Source organism: Agrobacterium sp. DKPNP3 (assembly GCF_052686535.1).
This window is the reverse complement of record NZ_JBQYSN010000096.1, coordinates 1-18,432: the sequence shown is the minus strand read 5'-3', so window position 1 is coordinate 18,432 and position 18,432 is coordinate 1. Positions and strand designations below refer to the sequence as shown.

At 60.8% G+C, this 18,432-nt stretch carries 19 protein-coding genes and 1 pseudogene; 7 read left to right on the top strand and 13 right to left on the bottom strand.

Going from position 1 to position 18,432, the window contains the following annotated elements:
• From traG to ACUTJJ_RS20915, 4 genes are all read left to right on the top strand, one after another.
• Positions 1-1,501, top strand: a 1,501-nt coding sequence (traG, locus tag ACUTJJ_RS20930; RefSeq protein ID WP_445543310.1) for a Ti-type conjugative transfer system protein TraG, incomplete at its 5' end; no start/stop codon positions are given.
• 12 nt (positions 1,502-1,513) lie between these two features.
• On the top strand, positions 1,514-1,714 hold the full coding sequence (locus tag ACUTJJ_RS20925; protein WP_445543309.1) for a hypothetical protein: 201 nt from the start codon (positions 1,514-1,516) through the stop codon (positions 1,712-1,714).
• Positions 1,715-1,865: 151 nt separating this feature from the next.
• Entirely contained in the window at positions 1,866-2,198 is a 333-nt protein-coding gene (locus ACUTJJ_RS20920) for a WGR domain-containing protein (RefSeq protein ID WP_445543308.1), read from the top strand.
• A 71-nt stretch (positions 2,199-2,269) separates the two neighbouring features.
• A complete protein-coding gene (locus tag ACUTJJ_RS20915; RefSeq protein WP_445543307.1) occupies positions 2,270-2,767 on the top strand; it encodes a thermonuclease family protein in 498 nt (165 codons plus the stop codon).
• 35 nt (positions 2,768-2,802) lie between these two features.
• Here ACUTJJ_RS20915 and ACUTJJ_RS20910 read toward each other — a convergent pair whose 3' ends face one another.
• Both ACUTJJ_RS20910 and ACUTJJ_RS20905 read right to left on the bottom strand, forming a co-directional pair.
• Positions 2,803-2,976, bottom strand: a complete 174-nt coding sequence (locus ACUTJJ_RS20910) for a hypothetical protein (RefSeq protein WP_445543306.1) — start codon at positions 2,974-2,976, stop codon at positions 2,803-2,805.
• A 266-nt stretch (positions 2,977-3,242) separates the two neighbouring features.
• The gene (locus ACUTJJ_RS20905) at positions 3,243-3,413 is read right to left on the bottom strand and encodes a hypothetical protein (protein ID WP_445543305.1); all 171 of its coding nucleotides are present in this window, start codon (positions 3,411-3,413) and stop codon (positions 3,243-3,245) included.
• Positions 3,414-3,459: 46 nt separating this feature from the next.
• On the opposite strand from ACUTJJ_RS20905, the gene ACUTJJ_RS20900 reads away from it, so the two are divergent.
• Positions 3,460-3,609 carry a hypothetical protein gene (locus ACUTJJ_RS20900; RefSeq protein ID WP_445543304.1) on the top strand — a complete coding sequence of 50 codons (150 nt, stop codon included), beginning with the start codon at positions 3,460-3,462 and terminating at the stop codon, positions 3,607-3,609.
• A 123-nt stretch (positions 3,610-3,732) separates the two neighbouring features.
• Here the strand turns inward: ACUTJJ_RS20900 and ACUTJJ_RS20895 are convergent, their stop codons facing one another.
• The gene (locus ACUTJJ_RS20895) at positions 3,733-4,041 is read right to left on the bottom strand and encodes a DUF736 domain-containing protein (protein WP_052821062.1); all 309 of its coding nucleotides are present in this window, start codon (positions 4,039-4,041) and stop codon (positions 3,733-3,735) included.
• A 460-nt stretch (positions 4,042-4,501) separates the two neighbouring features.
• Here ACUTJJ_RS20895 and ACUTJJ_RS20890 point away from each other — a divergent pair, with 460 nt between their 5' ends.
• The gene (locus ACUTJJ_RS20890) at positions 4,502-4,675 is read left to right on the top strand and encodes a hypothetical protein (RefSeq protein WP_445543303.1); all 174 of its coding nucleotides are present in this window, start codon (positions 4,502-4,504) and stop codon (positions 4,673-4,675) included.
• A gap of 3 nt (positions 4,676-4,678) precedes the next feature.
• Here ACUTJJ_RS20890 and ACUTJJ_RS20885 read toward each other — a convergent pair.
• Together ACUTJJ_RS20885 and ACUTJJ_RS20880 are read right to left on the bottom strand one after the other, a co-directional pair.
• A pseudogene (locus ACUTJJ_RS20885) lies at positions 4,679-4,978 on the bottom strand (zincin-like metallopeptidase domain-containing protein); the annotation flags it as partial.
• Between the two features lie 147 nt (positions 4,979-5,125).
• Positions 5,126-5,839: a DNA helicase gene (locus ACUTJJ_RS20880; protein WP_302079751.1), complete on the bottom strand. Its 714-nt coding sequence runs from the start codon at positions 5,837-5,839 to the stop codon at positions 5,126-5,128.
• Positions 5,840-6,103: 264 nt separating this feature from the next.
• Between ACUTJJ_RS20880 and ACUTJJ_RS20875 the strand changes: the two genes are divergently transcribed.
• Positions 6,104-6,286 (top strand): hypothetical protein, encoded by a 183-nt coding sequence (locus tag ACUTJJ_RS20875; protein ID WP_445543302.1) that lies wholly within the window; start codon positions 6,104-6,106, stop codon positions 6,284-6,286.
• Between the two features lie 307 nt (positions 6,287-6,593).
• Here ACUTJJ_RS20875 and ACUTJJ_RS20870 read toward each other — a convergent pair whose 3' ends face one another.
• The 8 genes from ACUTJJ_RS20870 to ACUTJJ_RS20835 all read right to left on the bottom strand — a co-directional run bounded on the left by ACUTJJ_RS20870 (position 6,594) and on the right by ACUTJJ_RS20835 (position 18,119).
• A complete protein-coding gene (locus tag ACUTJJ_RS20870; RefSeq protein WP_302079753.1) occupies positions 6,594-7,181 on the bottom strand; it encodes a hypothetical protein in 588 nt (195 codons plus the stop codon).
• A gap of 700 nt (positions 7,182-7,881) precedes the next feature.
• The gene (locus ACUTJJ_RS20865; RefSeq protein ID WP_445543301.1) at positions 7,882-8,775 is read right to left on the bottom strand and encodes a DUF7007 domain-containing protein; all 894 of its coding nucleotides are present in this window, start codon (positions 8,773-8,775) and stop codon (positions 7,882-7,884) included.
• Positions 8,772-10,532 carry a ParB N-terminal domain-containing protein gene (locus tag ACUTJJ_RS20860; RefSeq protein WP_445543300.1) on the bottom strand — a complete coding sequence of 587 codons (1,761 nt, stop codon included), beginning with the start codon at positions 10,530-10,532 and terminating at the stop codon, positions 8,772-8,774. The genes ACUTJJ_RS20865 and ACUTJJ_RS20860 overlap by 4 nt, the downstream gene beginning before the upstream one ends.
• A 335-nt stretch (positions 10,533-10,867) precedes the next feature.
• Positions 10,868-11,185 (bottom strand): hypothetical protein, encoded by a 318-nt coding sequence (locus ACUTJJ_RS20855; RefSeq protein ID WP_445543299.1) that lies wholly within the window; start codon positions 11,183-11,185, stop codon positions 10,868-10,870.
• A 223-nt stretch (positions 11,186-11,408) separates the two neighbouring features.
• Entirely contained in the window at positions 11,409-11,558 is a 150-nt protein-coding gene (locus ACUTJJ_RS20850; RefSeq protein ID WP_302079758.1) for a hypothetical protein, read from the bottom strand.
• A 343-nt stretch (positions 11,559-11,901) separates the two neighbouring features.
• Positions 11,902-16,992: a DEAD/DEAH box helicase family protein gene (locus ACUTJJ_RS20845; protein WP_445543298.1), complete on the bottom strand. Its 5,091-nt coding sequence runs from the start codon at positions 16,990-16,992 to the stop codon at positions 11,902-11,904.
• A gap of 103 nt (positions 16,993-17,095) precedes the next feature.
• The gene (locus ACUTJJ_RS20840; RefSeq protein ID WP_445543297.1) at positions 17,096-17,497 is read right to left on the bottom strand and encodes a DUF3085 domain-containing protein; all 402 of its coding nucleotides are present in this window, start codon (positions 17,495-17,497) and stop codon (positions 17,096-17,098) included.
• Between the two features lie 13 nt (positions 17,498-17,510).
• Positions 17,511-18,119: a DUF1419 domain-containing protein gene (locus ACUTJJ_RS20835; RefSeq protein WP_445543296.1), complete on the bottom strand. Its 609-nt coding sequence runs from the start codon at positions 18,117-18,119 to the stop codon at positions 17,511-17,513.
• Positions 18,120-18,432 lie beyond the last annotated feature (313 nt).

The window sequence follows — 18,432 nt, the reverse complement described above, 5'->3', positions numbered from 1 at the left end:
CCCTCGCAGGATTGGCGGCAAACGAGCCGTGCATGGCGAAGCCGACTGGATGAAGATCCAGGAGGCGGCAAAACTGTTTCCCGAGCCCGGCGGCATCGTTATCGGTGAGCGCTATCGCGTTGATAGCGACAGCGTTGCCGCCATGCCGTTCCGTGCTGATGATCAAAAAAGCTGGGGTGCCGGCGGCAGATCGCCGCTGCTCTGCTTCGACGGCTCCTTCGGCTCGTCGCACGGCATCGTCTTCGCCGGTTCCGATGGTTTCAAGACGACATCAGTGACGATCCCGACCGCGCTTAAATGGGGTGGCGGACTTGTTGTGCTGGATCCGTCGAGCGAGGTCGCACCGATGGTTTCGGAACATCGGCGTAAGGCTGGCCGCAAGGTGATCGTGCTCGATCCGACGGCAGGCGGTGCCGGGTTCAATGCGCTGGACTGGATTGGCCGTCACGGCAATACCAAGGAGGAGGATATCGTCGCCGTCGCCACATGGATCATGACCGACAATGCGCGCACGGCGTCCGCCCGCGACGACTTCTTCAGAGCCTCGGCGATGCAGTTGCTGACGGCGCTGATCGCGGACGTCTGCCTGTCGGGGCACACGGCTGAAAAAGACCAGACTTTGCGTCGTGTCCGGGGCAACCTTTCCGAACCCGAGCCGCAGCTTCGGGCACGTCTGACGAAAATCTACGAGGGGTCGGAGTCGGACTTTGTGAAGGAAAATGTCGCCGTCTTCGTCAACATGACGCCGGAGACGTTTTCTGGTGTCTACGCCAATGCCGTCAAGGAAACCCACTGGCTTTCCTACGCCAACTATGCCGCTCTCGTCTCCGGCGACAGTTTCTCGACGGACGATCTCGCAAACGGCGAGACCGACATTTTCATCGCGCTCGATCTGAAAGTGCTGGAAGCCCATCCGGGCCTTGCGCGGGTCGTCATCGGCTCGCTGCTGAACGCCATCTATAACCGCAACGGCGACGTGAAAGGTCGCACCCTTTTCCTGCTCGATGAGGTGGCGCGTCTCGGCTACCTGCGCATCCTCGAAACCGCCCGCGACGCGGGCCGTAAATACGGCATCACGCTGACGATGATCTTCCAGTCGCTCGGGCAGATGCGCGAAGCCTATGGTGGGCGTGATGCGACAAGCAAATGGTTCGAATCCGCGTCGTGGATTTCGTTCTCGGCAATCAACGATCCTGACACGGCCGACTACATCTCAAAGCGCTGCGGCGACACGACAGTCGAGGTCGATCAGACTAATCGCTCGTCCGGAATGAAGGGATCGTCGAGATCGCGGTCGAAGCAACTCAACCGCCGGCCGTTGATCCTTCCGCATGAGGTTCTGCGCATGCGCAGTGACGAACAGATCGTCTTCACCTCGGGCAATGCACCCCTGCGATGCGGGCGCGCAGTGTGGTTCCGCCGCGAGGACATGAGGGTCTGTGTCGGCGAGAACCGGTTTTACAAGAACGCTTACAGCACGCATGAACCGGTCGTGCGATAGATCGAGTGCACAATGATGCGATATTGGGAAGCATGCGAAGCGCAGGTGACGGCAGCTGAAGCGGTTGAAGAATGCCGAAAGCACGGCGTCGATGCGGTGCTTCGCCACTGCGACGGCGCGTTGATCGATAAAGAAAGTGGAGACGTGATTGGCCTTCCCGACGACTGCGAAGAGTTCTATGGCGGAGATGTCCTCGGCTACCTCGGATATTGATCGACGCCCATTTGCACAGAAGACGTCTGGTCTGGTGTTTGCGGGAAGATCGTCACCCAAATGGGGCGGAGACCTAGGGCTCCGTTCGCCTCGGCGAATAGAGCTGTACGCCGCAGGTTGAACGCCCATCTTTCAGCGGAACTTCACGAAAATGAATCGGTCAGACCCAATCGATTCATATCTCTCGTTGGACGAACTTTGGCGCCCGAGCGATTATGCTACCATGCTCATTCAGCCCTATCAGCTCTATGTCGAACGGACGGACGAAGCCCGCAACATGGCTCGCTTCTATGCCATGACGATCGAGCCGAATCTGTTCGGCGAGGTATGCCTGACACGCCGCTGGGGCCGGATCGGAGCGCATGGCCAGATGAAGGTCCAGCATTTTGCCCGAGAGCGAGACGCCGTCGCTGCCTTCCTCGATCTTCTCCGACAGAAGCGAAGCCGCGGATATCGTGTCACCCCCTCCGCAGCCCGTCACTGACGGCCGGCGATCTCTTGCGGTCTCTGGCTTAAGTCCACACATCGACGATCATGAACAGGAGCATTTGACATTTGGCACATCCGCATGATCTCCGGCTTTCCTTCCGGAAAAAGAGATGGCAACGCAATCTCGCGATCCTCGCGATGATCTCTGGCCTCACAAGCGCCGCTACAATGGCGGTCAGTGCCCCAACGGAGCCGCTGGCCGCGCCGCACATGACTTCGGTAAAGTTTGAAAAATGCACGGGCGGCCATCGAACCGCCTGCGTCGTCGATGGCGATACGCTATGGATCGATGGCACGAAAGTCCGGGTTGCAGACATCGATGCACCCGAGATCAGTGAGCCCAAATGCGCCTCGGAACTTGCTCTCGGTAACCGCGCGACCCAGCGGCTGGTCGAACTGGTGAACCAGGGTCCATTCGAATTGCAGGCGTGGCCGGGTCGTGAGAAGGATCGCTACGGTCGCGCCCTCCGGGTTCTTGTTCGCCATGGCCATAGCCTCGGCGATATTCTCGTCTCCGAAGGATTGGCGCGCACCTGGACAGGTCGTCGTGAACCATGGTGCTAGGACGGCTCGGCCGGTGAGGGCCGAGCCAACGGCGCTCATTGGCGCGGTTCCCATTCGGTATCGATGTTAAGCTCAACGTCAACGAAGAAGGGAATCTTGATGGCGATCTTCAGACCGAGCTTGCCCTTGCGGAAGAGGTGACTGACCACCTTGCCAAGGGCGCGAAGACGGCGGCCGGTGGCGCTGAGGAATTTTGCGAGCTGGTGCATCATGGATCTCCTGTTGATTGCGGTTCATTGCGGGGATGAAGAGCGGACAAGGAAGGAGGGCTGCACCCGCAGGGCCGAAGCGGAGCGAAGGACCTGATAGCGACTGAATTTTGCTGCGCGAGGAGCGATAGCCAAGCAAAATTCTGGCGTCATCAGGTTGCAGCCAGACGCGCGGGACGCACCATCCCTGATGTCAATGAAAATCGGATCGACAGGAAATCTTTCGGTAGCTCGCGACGCACACGACGCGACTTGAGGCATCCCCCTCAGAACGGTGGCTCCGCATCGACGCGGCCGTCTAGCTCGGCCATCGCCAGCGCCATTTCCGCCTGCGCAAGATCAAGCTCGGCTTCGATCTGGCGGCGCTCGCAAGGATCGACAGCATTGCGCAGTTCGGCACGAAGTTCTTCAATCTGGCGTTCAAGTTCGTGGGTCATCGTCTGATCTCCTATGTGAAAGACGATCAGCGGCGCCGGATAGGGAATGACGAGGTCAGGGATCGCTGAAGCGACCGGCAGCGCCGGGGAGTGGGGGAGCCGATTTCGTGTTGGCGGCTTCGCAGCCAATTCGAAATTGGGGGTACCGCTCATCCTTGACGACGGCGGTCCCGTCGTCATCATCACCCGATACTGAGCAGGTTTTCCTCCTCTCCGTATGGCACCAAAGAAAAGCCGGACCCGGCTCGATGCCGGGTCCGGGTTTGGATATTCGGTCAGAGGAGAGGTCTCCGCCGGTGGCGGAGCCTGTTGATGTCAGTCAATCCCGGTTCGGGCGAGACCAGATGAGCTGGAGGCCTTCCTCGCCTTCCACTTCGGCGAGCGTTGCGTAGATGGGAGCCGGGAAGCTCGGATCGTCGAGCTTGACCGAGAGGTAGTCGCGGCCCTGCTCGGAGGTCTTCTGCCAGGCCGCGCCGAGTTCAACGCTACCAGCGTAGACGCGGAACTGCGGGCCCTTGTCGGAGGGGTTCTCAACCCGGGCGATGCGTGCCTTGACGTTGAGGGCGAGCGTGCGAATGGAGCCGGTGAAGCCGTTTTCGGTGGAGGTAAAGGTGCCGATGGTCGCCATTGTCGTATTCCTCTTTTCGTGTTCGGGCCGCGCCCATCGCGGCCTCGATGGCAGTCGCAAAGACCGGTGAAGATCGGACCGCACCTGATAAGGCCGGAACACAGTGGAGGGCGGCAACCGCCACTTTTGTTAGTTGGAGAGGAATGGCGGCGCAGCCGACAGGGGTAAGAAAAGTGGTGGTGGCCGTTGCGGTAAAGCGATCGAGGCGCAGCCGGTCTCCGGTCAGACATGCCTCATCGAGCCCGCAGATGGGTTGCCGGAAACTCTGACGGGAAGGGAGATCGCGATGGCGTTCGCTGCATTCGCCCTGGGTCCGAATAGCATCCCGGCGCACCGCGCACTGGGACCGCTCTCAGTGTCGGCTTCATCAGGGGACAAGCGTTCCAGCTAACATTGGCCCGCCTGCTGACTGCGCCCGGTGCGATATCGTTGGCCTCGCGAATCTTAGCCTGGAGGATCAATGCGTCAGCAGACCAAGCCGTTCATCGTCGAACGCAAACCGACCCGCAAACCCAAGCCGGACACTGCAAAACCGTCGATCTGGGGAAGGCTGGATGCTGACATTGCGCAAGGTCTCAAGAACCAACATGATGCGGATCACGCGGCCGCCACCGGTGGTGACGACCGCGCTTGAGCCTCAGGCCGCAGCCTGCACATCCGCTTCCGGCTGCAGCGAATGCAGGAAGCTCACGGCGCGTTGCGCATGGGCTGCCGCCTGAAAGATCGCCTGCTTGTCGTTGGCCAACACCGAGAGCCACTACTGCAGATAGGACGCGTGATCCGGCCGCGGTTCGAGCTCCGGCGCGATACCGAGATCGGCGCAAAGGAAGCAACTGCCAAGTTCGGCGATGAGTTCTTCCCGCGCCCGCTCCGTTCGGTCCTTAGCGTAACGAGAGAGGTCACGTCCTACGCGATGTTCTGCCGCCGTCCAGTGGGTCTTATGCCGATATCTGGATTATGCCGCGCATGAGGCTGATGTGCCGAGAACACATAGGCACTCGGCGCATCGCAGTCGGCATAATAGGTCCTGCTTCAACCTCAACCTTGCAGGAAATGCCGCGACCACCATGGTCGCGGCCAGCGCTCATGCAACGTCTTGAAGTTGAGCCTCCCCATTGTGTAGGAAGCACGCCTTGGAAAAGAGGCCTAGATCGACAAAATTCGGCAAGCGAACGTCTGCGATATCAGGAAGGCGTTTACTGTCCGGTTCAAATGACCTGTCGATTTGGGAGATGAAACCGAAGATAATGCCAGTGCGTTTTGCGAAGTCCCCCAGACTTTGAAGTTGTTCGGATAGGACCGGCTTGCTGCGCTGCTGATCAAGCAGCTGCAAGAAGTCGATAACTGCAATTGCGCCGGGTTCTAATCCAGACGTTTGTTGGATAATGTATTCGGCGCTGATCTGATCAGATGTGAAAATCTGCACGGCCTCTGCGCTGTTGCCCCCCGAAGGCTCCAGAGAGCCAAGGTGTTTCCTCGCCTGTTGCTCGGTGAATTCTAACGTAAACAGTAAGGCTTTACGGCCATCACGAGCGGCTTCAATTAGAAGCTGAAGACCCAGCTTGGTCTTACCCTGGCCCGGTCGGCCTCCGATCAAAAGCAGATCGCCGTTGGTGAGCCGCGACAGGACTGTTTTAGACAATGTGCCAGCAGCCATGCTTGCGGAAAGCAGGCTCCATTGTGCAAATCCCTCTTCGCGTGCGATCAGGTCGAGTGCCTCGTTTAGAGGGACACTGTCATTACGAGCCATTAGCTTGGCCCGACGCTTGAGCTGGAATATTGGCGCAGAAAGCTTCATCAAAGACCTCCATTGCGAGTCAAACCGCAACCCCTCCTTATGCGATGCTCGAACAGATGGTTCGATGAAATATGGTCACCCTGCATTTAAAATGCTTCCCCGAAAGGAGGGGGGAGGCTTGGGTCTAGCCTTTCTTAATTTGTAGTCAGTTGCGCGATTCGCGACAAGCGTTGATCACCGTCAATTGTAAGAGCCATTTGCTAAGGTGCTCCCGCCCCCTTGGCCATCACGTGCCATGTAGGGGTGCCTTTAAAGGAGCACGACATGAAGATCGAAATCCGAAATACTTCAGCTCAAAAGCTGCCGTTGTCACTTGTTGAGGATTTTTTTGAGCGTTTGCACGGTGCAAACTACTCTCAAGATACGATCGCTGACTACCGGCACGCTGTTCAGGCCCTTGTCGCAACAGTCGAAGAGGCTGGGATCGACTGGCAGATCCGCGTGTAGATGTCCGCACGGTCCAGCTCTGATTTCTTTGCCATGACTTCTCTTTCTCCCTTTCAAGGACCGCGCCTATCGCGACCCATCACGGAGGTCCGAAGTCAGGGGCACATGGCGTGCCCGCGCACCGAAGGCCGCAACAGCGTGGAGGACGGCGAAGCCGTTGCATGGGCACCCGGCTCCTGCAGGACCGCCGAGCGGGACGGCCGCGATCGGGCGTCGCCAGCTTTCCTTTTCGACATAAAAAGAGCCGGCGCTGCAGGCGCCGGCCTAGGATTAGAAAGAGAAGGCGGGTGCGACCCCGCCGAGTGTGTCATCCGAATGCAGCCATCTGAACTTCGGCCGCTTTACGGTCGAGCGATGCACCTGGGTTTTCGACCGGCCGGTCGAAGGGCTTCCAGCTCTCACCGACGACCTGCTCGTAAGCGGCCACCGCGCCCTCGGCTGCCATCCGGAGCGCATGGGACTGGATACCCATGTCAGCCGCGAATTCCCGCTTGCGCTGGGCGGCGCTGTCATAACCGACCGGACCATCGAGATCCTCGTCTCGGGCATCGTTCGATGCCTTGGCTGTCGCGTCACGCGCTTCGGTAACGGCGCGGGAGTAAAACTGCCCGGCGCCGTGCGCCGATCCGACGAAGGCCCCGACGATGCGCTGCAGGTGGATCTGCATAGCTCTTTCGCCCAACCCTTCGGAGAGGCTGTCGGCGGTCTCGACGATCAGCCGCTCATGCAGGCTGCGGATGCCATCGCTGTCGACGACGGTGGTGCCGAAGCTTTCGGCGATTTTGAGCGCCTGGACGGCATCGGGGCAGGAGTGGCGGACCATTTCGAGTGTGGTGCCGCGGCGCGATTGCGCCGATCTGGCGTTGGAGCGATTAGGGGTGGTGGGCTTGGCCATGTCTGTTCCTTCCGTTTCAACCGAAGCGGTTCCGGCCCGTGCCGGTCTGCCCTTCGATGCGGACGAACAAGAACCGGCAAAGGACGGGCGGCTTCACAGGTCGGATCTGGCTGAGCAAGCAGGGCAGGTTTGCGGGCCAGCAGGTTTCGACCTGCTTGGGACCGCGAGCCTGCCATCGCGAAGTGAGGTTGGATCGGCCGCCACGCGGCGCGACAGCGGCCTTGAAACGACCGGCCGCCGGTTCAGACCGCAGCGAAAAGAAGGGCAGTCAGGCGCGGGTCGGATGTCAGGTACAAGCGATTGGAAGGCGATATGGCCAAACCCGACACCCTTGCAGACTCGAGCCGCATCGTGGTGCAAAGCCACTCCGCAGCCCATTCCTGTGGTCCGTCTATCCCGCGATGGGCAAACCAGACGCATCACCGCTATGCTCGTGCTCGTCGATGATCAGCTCCTGAACACGCAGCCTCCACATGACCGCGTCGAGTTCGCGCCACCGTTCGAAGGTCAGGCGATCGGCAAGCTCCTGTTGATAGAGGCGGTGACCGGACCGACGTCGTGCCCCGACTCCGGACCTTTGCCGTGATCACCTGCCGTCCCGCGCGCGCCGCAATTTGCCGTGTCAGACAGTCGAGATGCCCCTGGGTTTCGCGCCGGGCGCCGTTTGCCTTCGCCAGCGTATTTAAAGCAAGGACGACGATCATGCCACACTCCCTCGGCCTCGCCAGCCGATGAAGGAAGACGGCCCATGATATTCGGCATGCCGACCGGTATCGATGACGAAGCCGAACCGGCCACGCTGTGCATACTCGTCGCTCGGCACCAGGAAGCGACGCTCATCGTTGTCCAACTTTCGGCGGCCCCCGACGACCGCCACCACCTCTGTCATGCCGGGGTTCTGATCGGAGAAGATTGCCGACCTTACGATATAGTCCTTCGCATGACGTTGATCGAACGCCCGTTGATCCTTTATCCAGCTTCCGCCCTCGGCCAGCTCGCAGCCGTAGATTGCCTCCCAGGCATCCAGCCAGGTGTTGCTGATGGTCCTTTCGGCCATAGACCGCTCATAACCGGTGAACAGCTCCGGAAAGCTGAGCGCCACAATCGCCCATTCGCTATCCTCTTCGTACCATGGGCAGTCCTTCCGCAGCAGCGGATGGACTTTGCCGTTGCGGTCAGCAGAGAGATGAAACCCACCGTGTCCCGCCGTGCTATGGGCGATGACACCATCCGCATAGATGACCGCCATCTGCGATGCGCCCCAGGGTGTGCTCGCCGACATGCGGATCTGTATGCGATTTAGCTTCGCCAGATCGTGTTTATGACCGGCGGTCTCAGCGACACGCGCCCGGAATTCGGCCTCATCCGCCACCCGGCCATCATGTCCAATGAAGTCGCTGCGTGTCAGCTCCGCGAGCGGCCGGCGGACAGAGACAGCACTCGCGAGATAAGCAAAGCCGCTCGGCGCCGTGACCATAGCGAGGACCAGGTCATCGATGCGGGCGACGGGCAACCCGTCCGCGCTGATGGCAAACTCCATCCCCGAAAGATCGGGGGTGGGTGCTGCCATGTTCGACTGTAGGGCGGCAGTCATGCGGCCGCCCTCCGGTCGAAATCCTGATCATGCTCGTCCTCGGAGTCGCCATCGACGTCTTGCGGATCGTCGTGATCCCGTTCGTCGCCGGCGTAGCCTTCCTGCTCCTCACCGATGTTTTCATCATGACCGTCGTCATCCTCGTGCCCACCGGAGCCGATGGTATCAGTGGCAGTGGCAGAACCTGCGCGGATCCAGTCGAGCAGTTCGTCGGCGGGTGGCGCAAAGCGGCCGGCCGGATGGACGAAATGCTTAGTTGCGAAATGCTCGACCAGCGCCGCACGGGTTTCTCGGACCTTCGACCGTGGCTGCACGGATGCCTCGGCGCACGACGCTTCCAACGCCTGGCGCGACAGGCACAAGAGGAAATCTTCCGAACCCATGTTCGGCAGGTATTCGTCGGCGCCGATTGCCTCGCCTGCAATACGGGCCACCATGCCGCTATTCGACATGCCCCGGCGGCAGGACAGAACGTCGATCAGCACTGAGCGAACGGCGACCCGAAGCGTGTCCTGATCGAAGGCGAGTTTGCCATGCTCGTCGAACAGGGTAACGGCGTGGCGCGAGAAGCGCTTGCCGGCGTAGAAAGTCCCGTCTGCACCGGAATCGACCCGGACGTTCTGCCCGGCGAAAGCCAGCACCATCAGCGCCATCAGCATGTCATCCTCGATCGGCGCGCGGCCGAGCGCATCATGCAGTGCGTCGTTTCGGAAATCGCCGATCATGTCGTGGCCCTTCTGGGTCACGTCGGGCCGAATTTTCGGAGGGGCCACCGCATCGCTATTGCTGCTAGCGGAGGATCCGTCGTCAGCAGCGCCCTTCGGCTTGGCCGCCTCGGGCATGCGATAATGCACGGTCTGCACCTTGCCATCGCGATCGAGGTAGAGCGCCGTGTGATCGGACTTCGACGGCTTGCCATAGACCTGGGAGGCCTTCTTCGGCAGTTCCGCCTGGCCCCAGCTATTGACCTCGACGATAGCCCCACGTTTCGGCAAGTTGCTCATCATCCATTCGTGCTGGGCGCCGAGGAAGCCCTCGACATTCGTCGTGTAGCGACCGTCCTGATCGGCCGGCGCGAAGAGGTCTTCAACCCACTCGATCCCGTAGGCCTGCGCCAGATCGTCGCCGAAACTTGCGTCCCTTGCATACATGCGCTTCTTGGTGAGCGCGTTTGCGATCTGCCACCACGGAACTGTGTCGCCCTTCTTCGGCTTATGCGCCTTCCAGACCTCCTTCTGGTCGACCTGGCCGGCGGCGGCGATAATTCGCAGTTGCTGCTCGGACGGCATGTCGCCCAGCGCCATCTGTTCGAGCATCGCTGGCAGGACGTTAGCGAGCAGTCGAAGCTTTCGGATCTGGCGGACGGGAAGAGCAAGAGCGACGGCGATCGCTTCCTCGGTCCATCCCAGAGCGACCAGACGTTCGATGCCGCGCCACTGGTCAACCGGGTTAAGCGGCTCGCGAACCGAGTTCTCGACCATGGAACGCATTGCGCCGTTATCGTTGGCGGAATCTGCGACGAGAATGTCGATTTCGTCCAGGCCAGCGGCGATGGCCAATCGAACCCGGCGATGGCCAGCGTCGATGATGTAGCCGTTTCCACCTTCGGTCTCGGGGGCAACCACCGGCGGCTGGACGATGCCGACGGCCTTGATCGTCGCCAGCATCAACGCATCGGCCTGCGGCGACGACTTTGTCTGGCGCATCCGGTCGGGGTTTTCCTTGAGGGCGCGCGGGTCAACCTTCATGATCTGCATGGGATTTGTCCTTGTCTGGAGGGTTCCGGACTGGCGCCTTGCCAGCCCTTCCTGTCTTCATTTCTTCGAAGACACCTCCCGGCCCGCCGAGCGGCCGGACTGCCGCAACTGCGGCCGAGCATCCCTGCTGGGTAGGGCGAGCGGGGCTAACAGCCCTGCGAAGGACAATCAGCCGGGATGGCGCAGGCGGCGGTTGAGCGCTAGCGCCGACAGGAGGACCGATCTGCGACCCGTTCTTGTCTCCTGCTTTCGACTTTTCTCAAATCTCATTTCTCAGTTCGGGCCAACCGCTCGACACTCGGAGAATGCTGGCGGCGGTTGCTCCGTGGATGGGACTAGCTTCGCCGTCCAAGAAGGGACAGACCATCGGCGAGCATGCGCTTCAAGATCAGTTTCCTGCTCTCCAGTGTGGCAGAGGTAATCTCGGGGATAGCAATAGCAGCGGGTGATGGATCGGCGGCGTCGGATTGCGCGACTGCGAGAGGTTCTTCGGACACTGCGGCGACAACGACGCGCGTAATCGTCGTTTCATCCGATCTGACCGACACGGTGACCTGTTCTCCGGAGCGGAGGCGGTCGACGCCTGTTTGAGCGGCCTCCTGCTCATCTTGAGCTTCGACCAGCGATGTCTGCGTTACCAGGAAAAATGGCATGTGTTCCCACTAAGTATTTTAGTGCAGATCTCATTCGCAAAAGTGGTGTGGTCAAGGTGCGACACCGCATTTGCGGTCGCATTGGACACAAAAAGGCGCTCGACCGTGAGGGGAGCGCCTTCTTCTGTATCCCGGGACAATATCAAACGCCGCGGCGATTGCAGCGAGCAGGACATCGTCTCATCGGGAAGTGATGCTCAGATATTGTTGACGAAGGGCAATTTCAAGTCGCGATTTGGATCATCAACTGATAGACTTCGACGCCCATCAGGAATGCCAGGCGAAACAGGATGAGCACAACACCCGAGACCCGGAGAGCCATCGCGCAACGGGCGATCGATCGGGCAACAGCGCGTGGCGTGCCGATCGACACTGACCCCGCCTTCCTAACCTTGCTCGAGGAATGGATCGGGGGAGAAATCGATATGAGGACCATGCGCGAACGGTACCTTGCTATAATTGCGCTTCGATCTGCCGAGAGGCGGGACCCGCGCAATAGCGTCTCCGGCATAAACCCTTCGGAATCATCGTACGAGACGAACGAAGAATAAAAAAATGGGCCTGCGGAAAACCGCGGCCCATGAAGTGTGGAGATCTACAACCTCCAGAGGGGAACAGCTGCTGCGACGGAACTGGGAGGTGACCGTCATGTGCATCAGCTGGAGGCGTTTTGCCCGAATTTTGACCAACTGGAAAACATTTATTGTGCAACACAGCTATGCAGCCGCTGCGTTGGTCTCGTCGGCCAGATCCTCCGCCAGCTGGGCCTCGATTTCGCGCAGCTTCAGCCGCTTTTCCTTGAGGTCGTCTGCGAAGGCGAAAGCGCCTCCGTCTCGGGAACGGTAGGAGACCAATCGCCGCTCGGCCTCTTCAAGCCGCCGGCGATATTGGTGTTGTTCCTCATCGAAGCCGCCGAGTGCGTGTTCCAGCCTCGAGATGGCGCCGAGCGGCGTAACTGTGATCGCCAGATCGATCTCGTAATCGGCGCCGGTGCGCTGGAGCAGTGTTTCGTACCGATAGGCATCGCCCTTACCGAAGCGCTCTCCCTCGAAGACGAGATCGAAGCCGCCGATCGTGGCCAGATGCACCTCGCCTTGCTTCTGCGATTGCAGAAGCGTGAGGATCTCCTTCATCAACGCGCGGCCCGCCTCTTTGCGCTCGGTATATTCTCGTCCGAGCACCGCCATCGTAAAGGTATCTCCGCTTGTCGGCTTAAGCTGTGCAATGTCCTTGCCGATCTCACCGATGCGCCGGGTTGAGACCTCTATCTCGCGCTCCGCATCACGCATCTGCCGTCGGACGGCATACTGGTCATCTTCGTGGGCGGCCCGCAAGCGTTCGAGCCGAGCAATGTCGGCTTCAAGGCCAGCCTTCTGCATCAGCCGCTCGTCACCCGACGCAATGGCCTTGGCCATCGCAAACTGGTTGGCAGAGCCTTCACCGACATCCTCCATTCGCCGGATCGACGTATCACCGGAAAGGGCGGCGGCGATAAACCGAGCCTTGCGCTCGTTGTTCTGCCACATCGACGCGTCGAGCGAGCCTTCGGTGGCATAGGCGAAGATATCGACCTCCTCATGCTGGTTGCCTTGGCGCACGATCCGACCCTCGCGTTGTTCGATCTGCGACGGCAGCCATGGCACGTCGAGATGATGGAGGGCCTTCAGGCGAAGTTGCGCATTGACCCCGGTGCCCATGGTCTCCGACGAACCGATCAGGAAGCGCACCTTGCCGGCACGGACATCGCCAAACAGCCGCTGCTTGGCTTGGGTCTTCTTGTAATCCTGCATGAAGGCGATCTGCGATGCCGGCACGCCAAGCCGGATCAACTCGTCGCGGATGAAGCGATAGGCCGAGAAGCCACGGGTCTTTTCGACGTTGAGCGTGCCGAGATCGGAAAAGATCATCTGCGCGGCGCCTGGCAGATCGAAGTCCTTGCCATCGGGACGACGATAGGTCGCTTCACCAGTTTCCTTCCAGATCCTATAGGCATTGCGGATCAGAAGATTGAGCTTGTTGTCTTCCTCATTCTCAGCCCCCGGCATGACGAAGCGAAGATCGATCGCCGCATGACGCCCATCCGTGATGACAGAGAGTAGAATGTCGTCCCCGGGCTTGGCCGGTCCCTCCCTCTGTTCGATCGCCTTGATCCTGGTATCGAGCATCTGCTGATAGCTCTTAAACAGAGCGGTCGGCTTGGCCGTCACGATCTGCCGACGCCCGGTCGAGATGTTGGGCACCTTCACATATTGCCGGAGATCCTCCGGCATCACGACATCGGCGAACGACCGGAACATGGCGATCAGTTCGGGCACATTGACGAAGGATGCGAAGCGGGTGACAGGCTTGTATTTGCCGGATGGTTGGATTTCGAGTTCGGTCGTCGTATCGCCAAAGCACGAGGCCCAGGCATCGAATTCGTGCAGTCCTCGCTCGGCAAGCGCTTCGTGTCCGAGCAGGCGCTGGATCGAGAACATTTCGCCGAGCGTATTGGTGATCGGCGTGCCAGAGGCCAGCACCAGCGACCTGCCGGGGTTCTTCGTATCGATATACCGGGACTTCACGTAGAGGTCCCAGGCGCGCTGCGAACCGTGGGGATCGATACCCTTCAACGTCGACATATTGGTGGCGAAGGACAGTTTTCGGAATTCCTGTGCCTCGTCGACGACAATCTGGTCGACACCCATTTCGGAAATCGTCAGAAGATCGTCCTTGCGGGTGGCGAGGCATTCGAGCCGCTCCTGCAATCCTTCCTTCAGCCGCTCGAGGCGCTTGCGCGAGACGCGGTCCTCGCTATCGGCCTTGGTCAGCAGATCCTCGTAGAGTTGCAGCTCATCCTGGATCATCTGTTGTTCGAATGCAGAAGGCACGGCGATGAAGCGAAACGCCGAATGGGTGATGACGATCGCATCCCAGGTCGCCGTCGCGGCCCGCGACAGGAACCGTGCGCGCTTGTCCTTCGTAAAGTTGGTCTCGTCAGCGACCAGGATCCGCGCATTCGGATAGAGCGCTAGGAATTCCCGGGCAGCCTGCGCCAGGCAATGGCCGGGCACGACCAGCATCGCCTTTGCGATCAGTCCGAGCCGACGCTGTTCCATGATGCTTGCTGCCATCGTCATCGTCTTGCCGGCGCCGACGGCGTGGGCGAGGTAGGTCGAGCCGTCGGCGATGATCCGCCAGATGCCGCGTTTCTGATGCCCAAAAAGAACAAGGGCGCCAGAGGCGCCGGGAAGTTTGAGATGGGAGCCGTCGAATTTGCGCGGCGCGATATTGTTGAAGCGATCGTTGTAATCGCGTGCCAGACGGTCGGTTCGATCCGGATCGGTCCAGACCCAGCCCTGAAACGCCTGTTTGATCCTCTGCAGCTTGTCGCGGGCGGCTTCGGTATCGACGACATTGAGGATACGACGCTCTCCATTGACATCCTTGAAGGTGTCGAAGATCTGCGGCACCCGGCTGTTGAGCGCATCGGCGAGCAGCTCGCCGGCATGGCGGCGGCTCGTGCCCCATTCCGACGTGCCGGCTGCGCTGTAGCCGAGCTGGCGGGCCTCGACCGTCCACGATCCGAGTTCCGGCATATGGTGAATGCGGATATCGGCGTCCATTGTCTCCTTGACGAAGGCCACGACGTCGGAAGCCGGGATCCATGGCGCGCCGAGACGCGCGGTGATATCGGAAGGCCGAAGATCGGCCGGCTGGACATCGGTCAATGCGCGGACATTGCGCTTATAGGTCGGATCGAGCTCGACTGCTGCCTGCGCCGCCGCGAGCTTCGTTCGGACCGCACCCGAGAGATATCCATCCGCTGTTTTCCACGATCCATCGGCCGGGTCGCGGAACACGGCCTCACCGAGCTCATCGATTACCGTTGCGGGATCGCTGTGGAGCAGCTCCGCGATGTGGTCGATGTCGACGTGACCACGCTCATTCAGCACGACGGCGAGCGCATCTGCCGGCGACGTGATCTCCGGCGCCGCCGGCGGGGCAATAACCCGTTCAGAAAAAATCGGACCTGGCTTCGCCGTGTCGGTCTCCAGATCATAATCCTCGATCGAGGCGACCAGCCAGCAATCCGGATCGTCGCGGAAGGGTGCGAGGTTCGGCTGGCGATGGGTCTCCTTGACCTCGCCTGTCTCGGCATCTTCCTGGATGGAGACGGTGGTGTGATTGATCGGGCCGAAATCACGCACGAAACTGGACCAGGCAATGCGCAGCCCAACCTGAAGATCGCGCCAGGACCGGTCAGTCTCCTGCGCCTTCAGCACCTCGCGCACGGCATCGCGGATCGGGATCAGCTTCGAAATGATCCGGATATGCTTCTCAGAAACTCCATCACCGGAACGGCATTTGCGCATGGTGATCGGCATGGCCGAGCCATCGAGCATCTGCATCAGCCGCTTCGACCGATCGAGAAAGAAGCTGCCCTCGCGGATAGAACTGTCCCTCGGCTGCAGATCGACGATCTCCTCGAGTTCCTCCTCCAGGTCGATATCGATGGGGGTCGGCTCGCCGTCATAGAGATCGGCCGGCAGAAGTTCGATGGCAGCGGCGAGAGCAGCCTCCAGATCCTCTCCAGTGCGCGGCAAGCAGGTGTAGGTCTCGCCAAACGGTCCTGGGGTCAGCGCGTGGGTGCCGAGAACGAAGTCGGGCTGGCGGGCGAACCACCTGTTGACCCTGATCGCGCCTTCGTCGCCGGTTGCTGGCCTGATCTCATCGACATCTAGCCACGACTGGTCGCCCTCAGCCTCACCCGCCTCGCGCTTGCGAAAGAACAGGATGTCGACGACGACATCCGTGCCGGCATCGCGGCGAAAGCTGCCCTTGGGCAGACGAATGGCCGCAATCAGGTCGGCAGACTTGGCGATATGCTCCCGCGCCGTCGCATCGGCCTTGTCCATCGTGCCGTGCGAGGTGACGAAGGCGGCGAACGCGCCCGGCTTCAGAAGGTCGATCGAGCGTGCGATGAAGTAGTCGTGCAGGCGAAGACTAAGCGACCGATAGGCGCGGTCCGAGCGGACGATGCGATCGGAAAAGGGCGGGTTGCCGATGGCGAGATCGTAGATGGGTGCGAGCTCGGTGCGGGCGAAGTCACCATTGATGATCCGGGCCTTTGGCTGCAACAGGCGGGCGATACGGGTGGTAACCGGATCAAGCTCGATCCCGGTGACATAGGCCGCCTCGCGATAGGCTTCCGGCATCAACGCCGGGAACAGGCCCGTGCCGATGCCCGGTTCCAGGACGCGGCCGCCGCGCCAGCCAAGCCTTTGTATGCCCGCCCAGATCGCCCGGATGATGAACTCTGGGGTAAAGTGGGCATACTGGGTGCAACGGGCGAGCAAGGCATAGTCGGCTCTCGAGACGGCCGTCTCTAGCGACGAGCCGAGGTCGTCCCATCCCTGCCGGAAATCGACCTCACCCGGTCGGCGGAACATGCCGTTGGCCAGCTCGCCGGCGCCGAAGCCGGTGAAGCGGATCAACTGTGCCTGCTCCTTTGGTGTCGCCGGCCGGTCCTGCTTCGAGATGTTATTGGCAACGAGGATCGCCGCAACATTGGCACGGGCACGATCCTTCCAGGACGAAGGTAAACCGCGGTCACCGTCGAGATAGAAGTTTGCGCGAAGGCTGGCGCGCCGGGCAGGTGCAGCTGTAATTGGCAGAGCAGGCGCTGGCGCCGGCGGCGTGGGATCTGGATCGTCGTCATTGGCGGCGTCAGGCGAGAAACTGCCGAAGGCGGTGACGCCGAGCCCAAGGCCGGACGACAGTGCGGTGTTGCCAAACATGTCGAGCATGAAGGGATCGTTGCTCATGATAAAATCTCCTTATGAAAGCGCGCGTCATCGTTCCGCCGGTGGAATTCGCCGGCGAACGGACGCTGATTGATGTTGAAGATCCCGCTGCGAGCCGGGGACGTTACGACCACTCGATGATGAAGAGTTCCATCGAGTCCGGCTGGAAGCTGATGCCAAGATGCCGGGCGGTTGGGCAGGCAGCGATCAGGGCCTCCAGCTGCGCGGCATCGATGAACTCGACACCGTCGTCGCCACCGAAGGTCATGAGCTTGACCTCGAACCAGTCGTCGTTGATGCGGGGATCGCATTCGAGCGCGTAAGCGACGAGAGGCCTTTCGCCGTCCGGCAGTTTGCCGTTCGAGCACAGATAGACACCGTGATCACCGACCAACCAGGCGCCAGGCTGCTCGTCACGACCGGGATGGAGACCGTAATGCGGATTGCGAAAGCCGCCATTGGCTTCGGCGTCAGCGCGCCCGCGAGCAATCACCGCCCGCACGGATTCAATCGGAAACGAAAGCATGGAAAGCGCCTCCTCACGCTGCGACCGCCGCGGCGGGAAGATGGCGCAGTTGGACGGGCAGTTTGGTGGCGATCTCGTCGCCGGTCAGGTCGTCGAGAAGCTTTAACCTGGCAGATCCAGCCCCTGTGTAGAGAGCGATGACACGTTGACCCGGCAGATACTGCGCGGCAGTTTCATCGGAGTAGCCGCGATAGGCGTCCGCCGTGACGCTCCAGATGTGCTCGAGGCGCTCGTCCCGCGTCATCGCGCGCACTGGGCGCGTTTCGCGTTCGATGATCGCTAGACGCATGTCCTCTACCGACCCACGGTCAGAGAGATCACAATATCCATGGAAGTGACGGATGACCTCGTCGATCCGCAGCGCGTAGAATATCGACGTTACGGATCCGGTCAGGAATTCGCGCATGGCGAACATCGAGCCACGGATCCAAAGCGGGGGGAGGATCTCGAACATGTAATCATGTTCACGCTCGGTAATTTCAAACCACTCGCCAGCATAAAGTGAGCTCGCATCACCCTCGAAACGGTGAGGACGCTGTGCATGCCGATCGAACATTCGGAACATCTGATGGCGGTCGGCGATGCCTTCGTAGACTTTACGGATTGCGGAAGGGGTGCTCATTGGCGGCTCCTTTGGCCCTGTCCGAACCGAAGCGCGGCGCTGCCCTGCCGGCTCACCATCCTCTTCAGTCCTTCATGACCCCTCCCCTCACGCCGCCTCTCCGTCCCGACGGGTCAAGGGCCGCGGCCGAGCGGGCGAAGCTTCACCCTTGACGCGGCTGGCGGGCATGCGGCAGGCCTCCTCTTCCTGCCCTCGCTTTCCTTTCCTTCTTTTCTTCTTCCCGCACCTTCAGCGCAGCATTCCAGTCCTCGGCCGGCGGCTTCAGCCGCAGCCAGTCACAGCCAACCTCCTCGGCAATGTCACGAAGCCGGCC

Excerpts from the sequence above, each read along its gene's own strand:
- ACUTJJ_RS20925 (WP_445543309.1), top strand. The coding sequence starts at position 1,514 with ATGATGCGATATTGGGAAGCATGCGAAGCGCAGGTGACGGCAGCTGAA.
- ACUTJJ_RS20920 (WP_445543308.1), top strand. The coding sequence starts at position 1,866 with ATGAATCGGTCAGACCCAATCGATTCATATCTCTCGTTGGACGAACTT.
- ACUTJJ_RS20910 (WP_445543306.1), bottom strand. The coding sequence starts at position 2,976 with ATGCACCAGCTCGCAAAATTCCTCAGCGCCACCGGCCGCCGTCTTCGC.
- ACUTJJ_RS20905 (WP_445543305.1), bottom strand. The coding sequence starts at position 3,413 with ATGACCCACGAACTTGAACGCCAGATTGAAGAACTTCGTGCCGAACTG.
- ACUTJJ_RS20900 (WP_445543304.1), top strand. The coding sequence starts at position 3,460 with ATGACGAGGTCAGGGATCGCTGAAGCGACCGGCAGCGCCGGGGAGTGG.
- ACUTJJ_RS20895 (WP_052821062.1), bottom strand. The coding sequence starts at position 4,041 with ATGGCGACCATCGGCACCTTTACCTCCACCGAAAACGGCTTCACCGGC.
- ACUTJJ_RS20890 (WP_445543303.1), top strand. The coding sequence starts at position 4,502 with ATGCGTCAGCAGACCAAGCCGTTCATCGTCGAACGCAAACCGACCCGC.
- ACUTJJ_RS20880 (WP_302079751.1), bottom strand. The coding sequence starts at position 5,839 with ATGAAGCTTTCTGCGCCAATATTCCAGCTCAAGCGTCGGGCCAAGCTA.
- ACUTJJ_RS20875 (WP_445543302.1), top strand. The coding sequence starts at position 6,104 with ATGAAGATCGAAATCCGAAATACTTCAGCTCAAAAGCTGCCGTTGTCA.
- ACUTJJ_RS20870 (WP_302079753.1), bottom strand. The coding sequence starts at position 7,181 with ATGGCCAAGCCCACCACCCCTAATCGCTCCAACGCCAGATCGGCGCAA.
- ACUTJJ_RS20865 (WP_445543301.1), bottom strand. The coding sequence starts at position 8,775 with ATGACTGCCGCCCTACAGTCGAACATGGCAGCACCCACCCCCGATCTT.
- ACUTJJ_RS20860 (WP_445543300.1), bottom strand. The coding sequence starts at position 10,532 with ATGCAGATCATGAAGGTTGACCCGCGCGCCCTCAAGGAAAACCCCGAC.
- ACUTJJ_RS20855 (WP_445543299.1), bottom strand. The coding sequence starts at position 11,185 with ATGCCATTTTTCCTGGTAACGCAGACATCGCTGGTCGAAGCTCAAGAT.
- ACUTJJ_RS20845 (WP_445543298.1), bottom strand. The coding sequence starts at position 16,992 with ATGAGCAACGATCCCTTCATGCTCGACATGTTTGGCAACACCGCACTG.
- ACUTJJ_RS20840 (WP_445543297.1), bottom strand. The coding sequence starts at position 17,497 with ATGCTTTCGTTTCCGATTGAATCCGTGCGGGCGGTGATTGCTCGCGGG.
- ACUTJJ_RS20835 (WP_445543296.1), bottom strand. The coding sequence starts at position 18,119 with ATGAGCACCCCTTCCGCAATCCGTAAAGTCTACGAAGGCATCGCCGAC.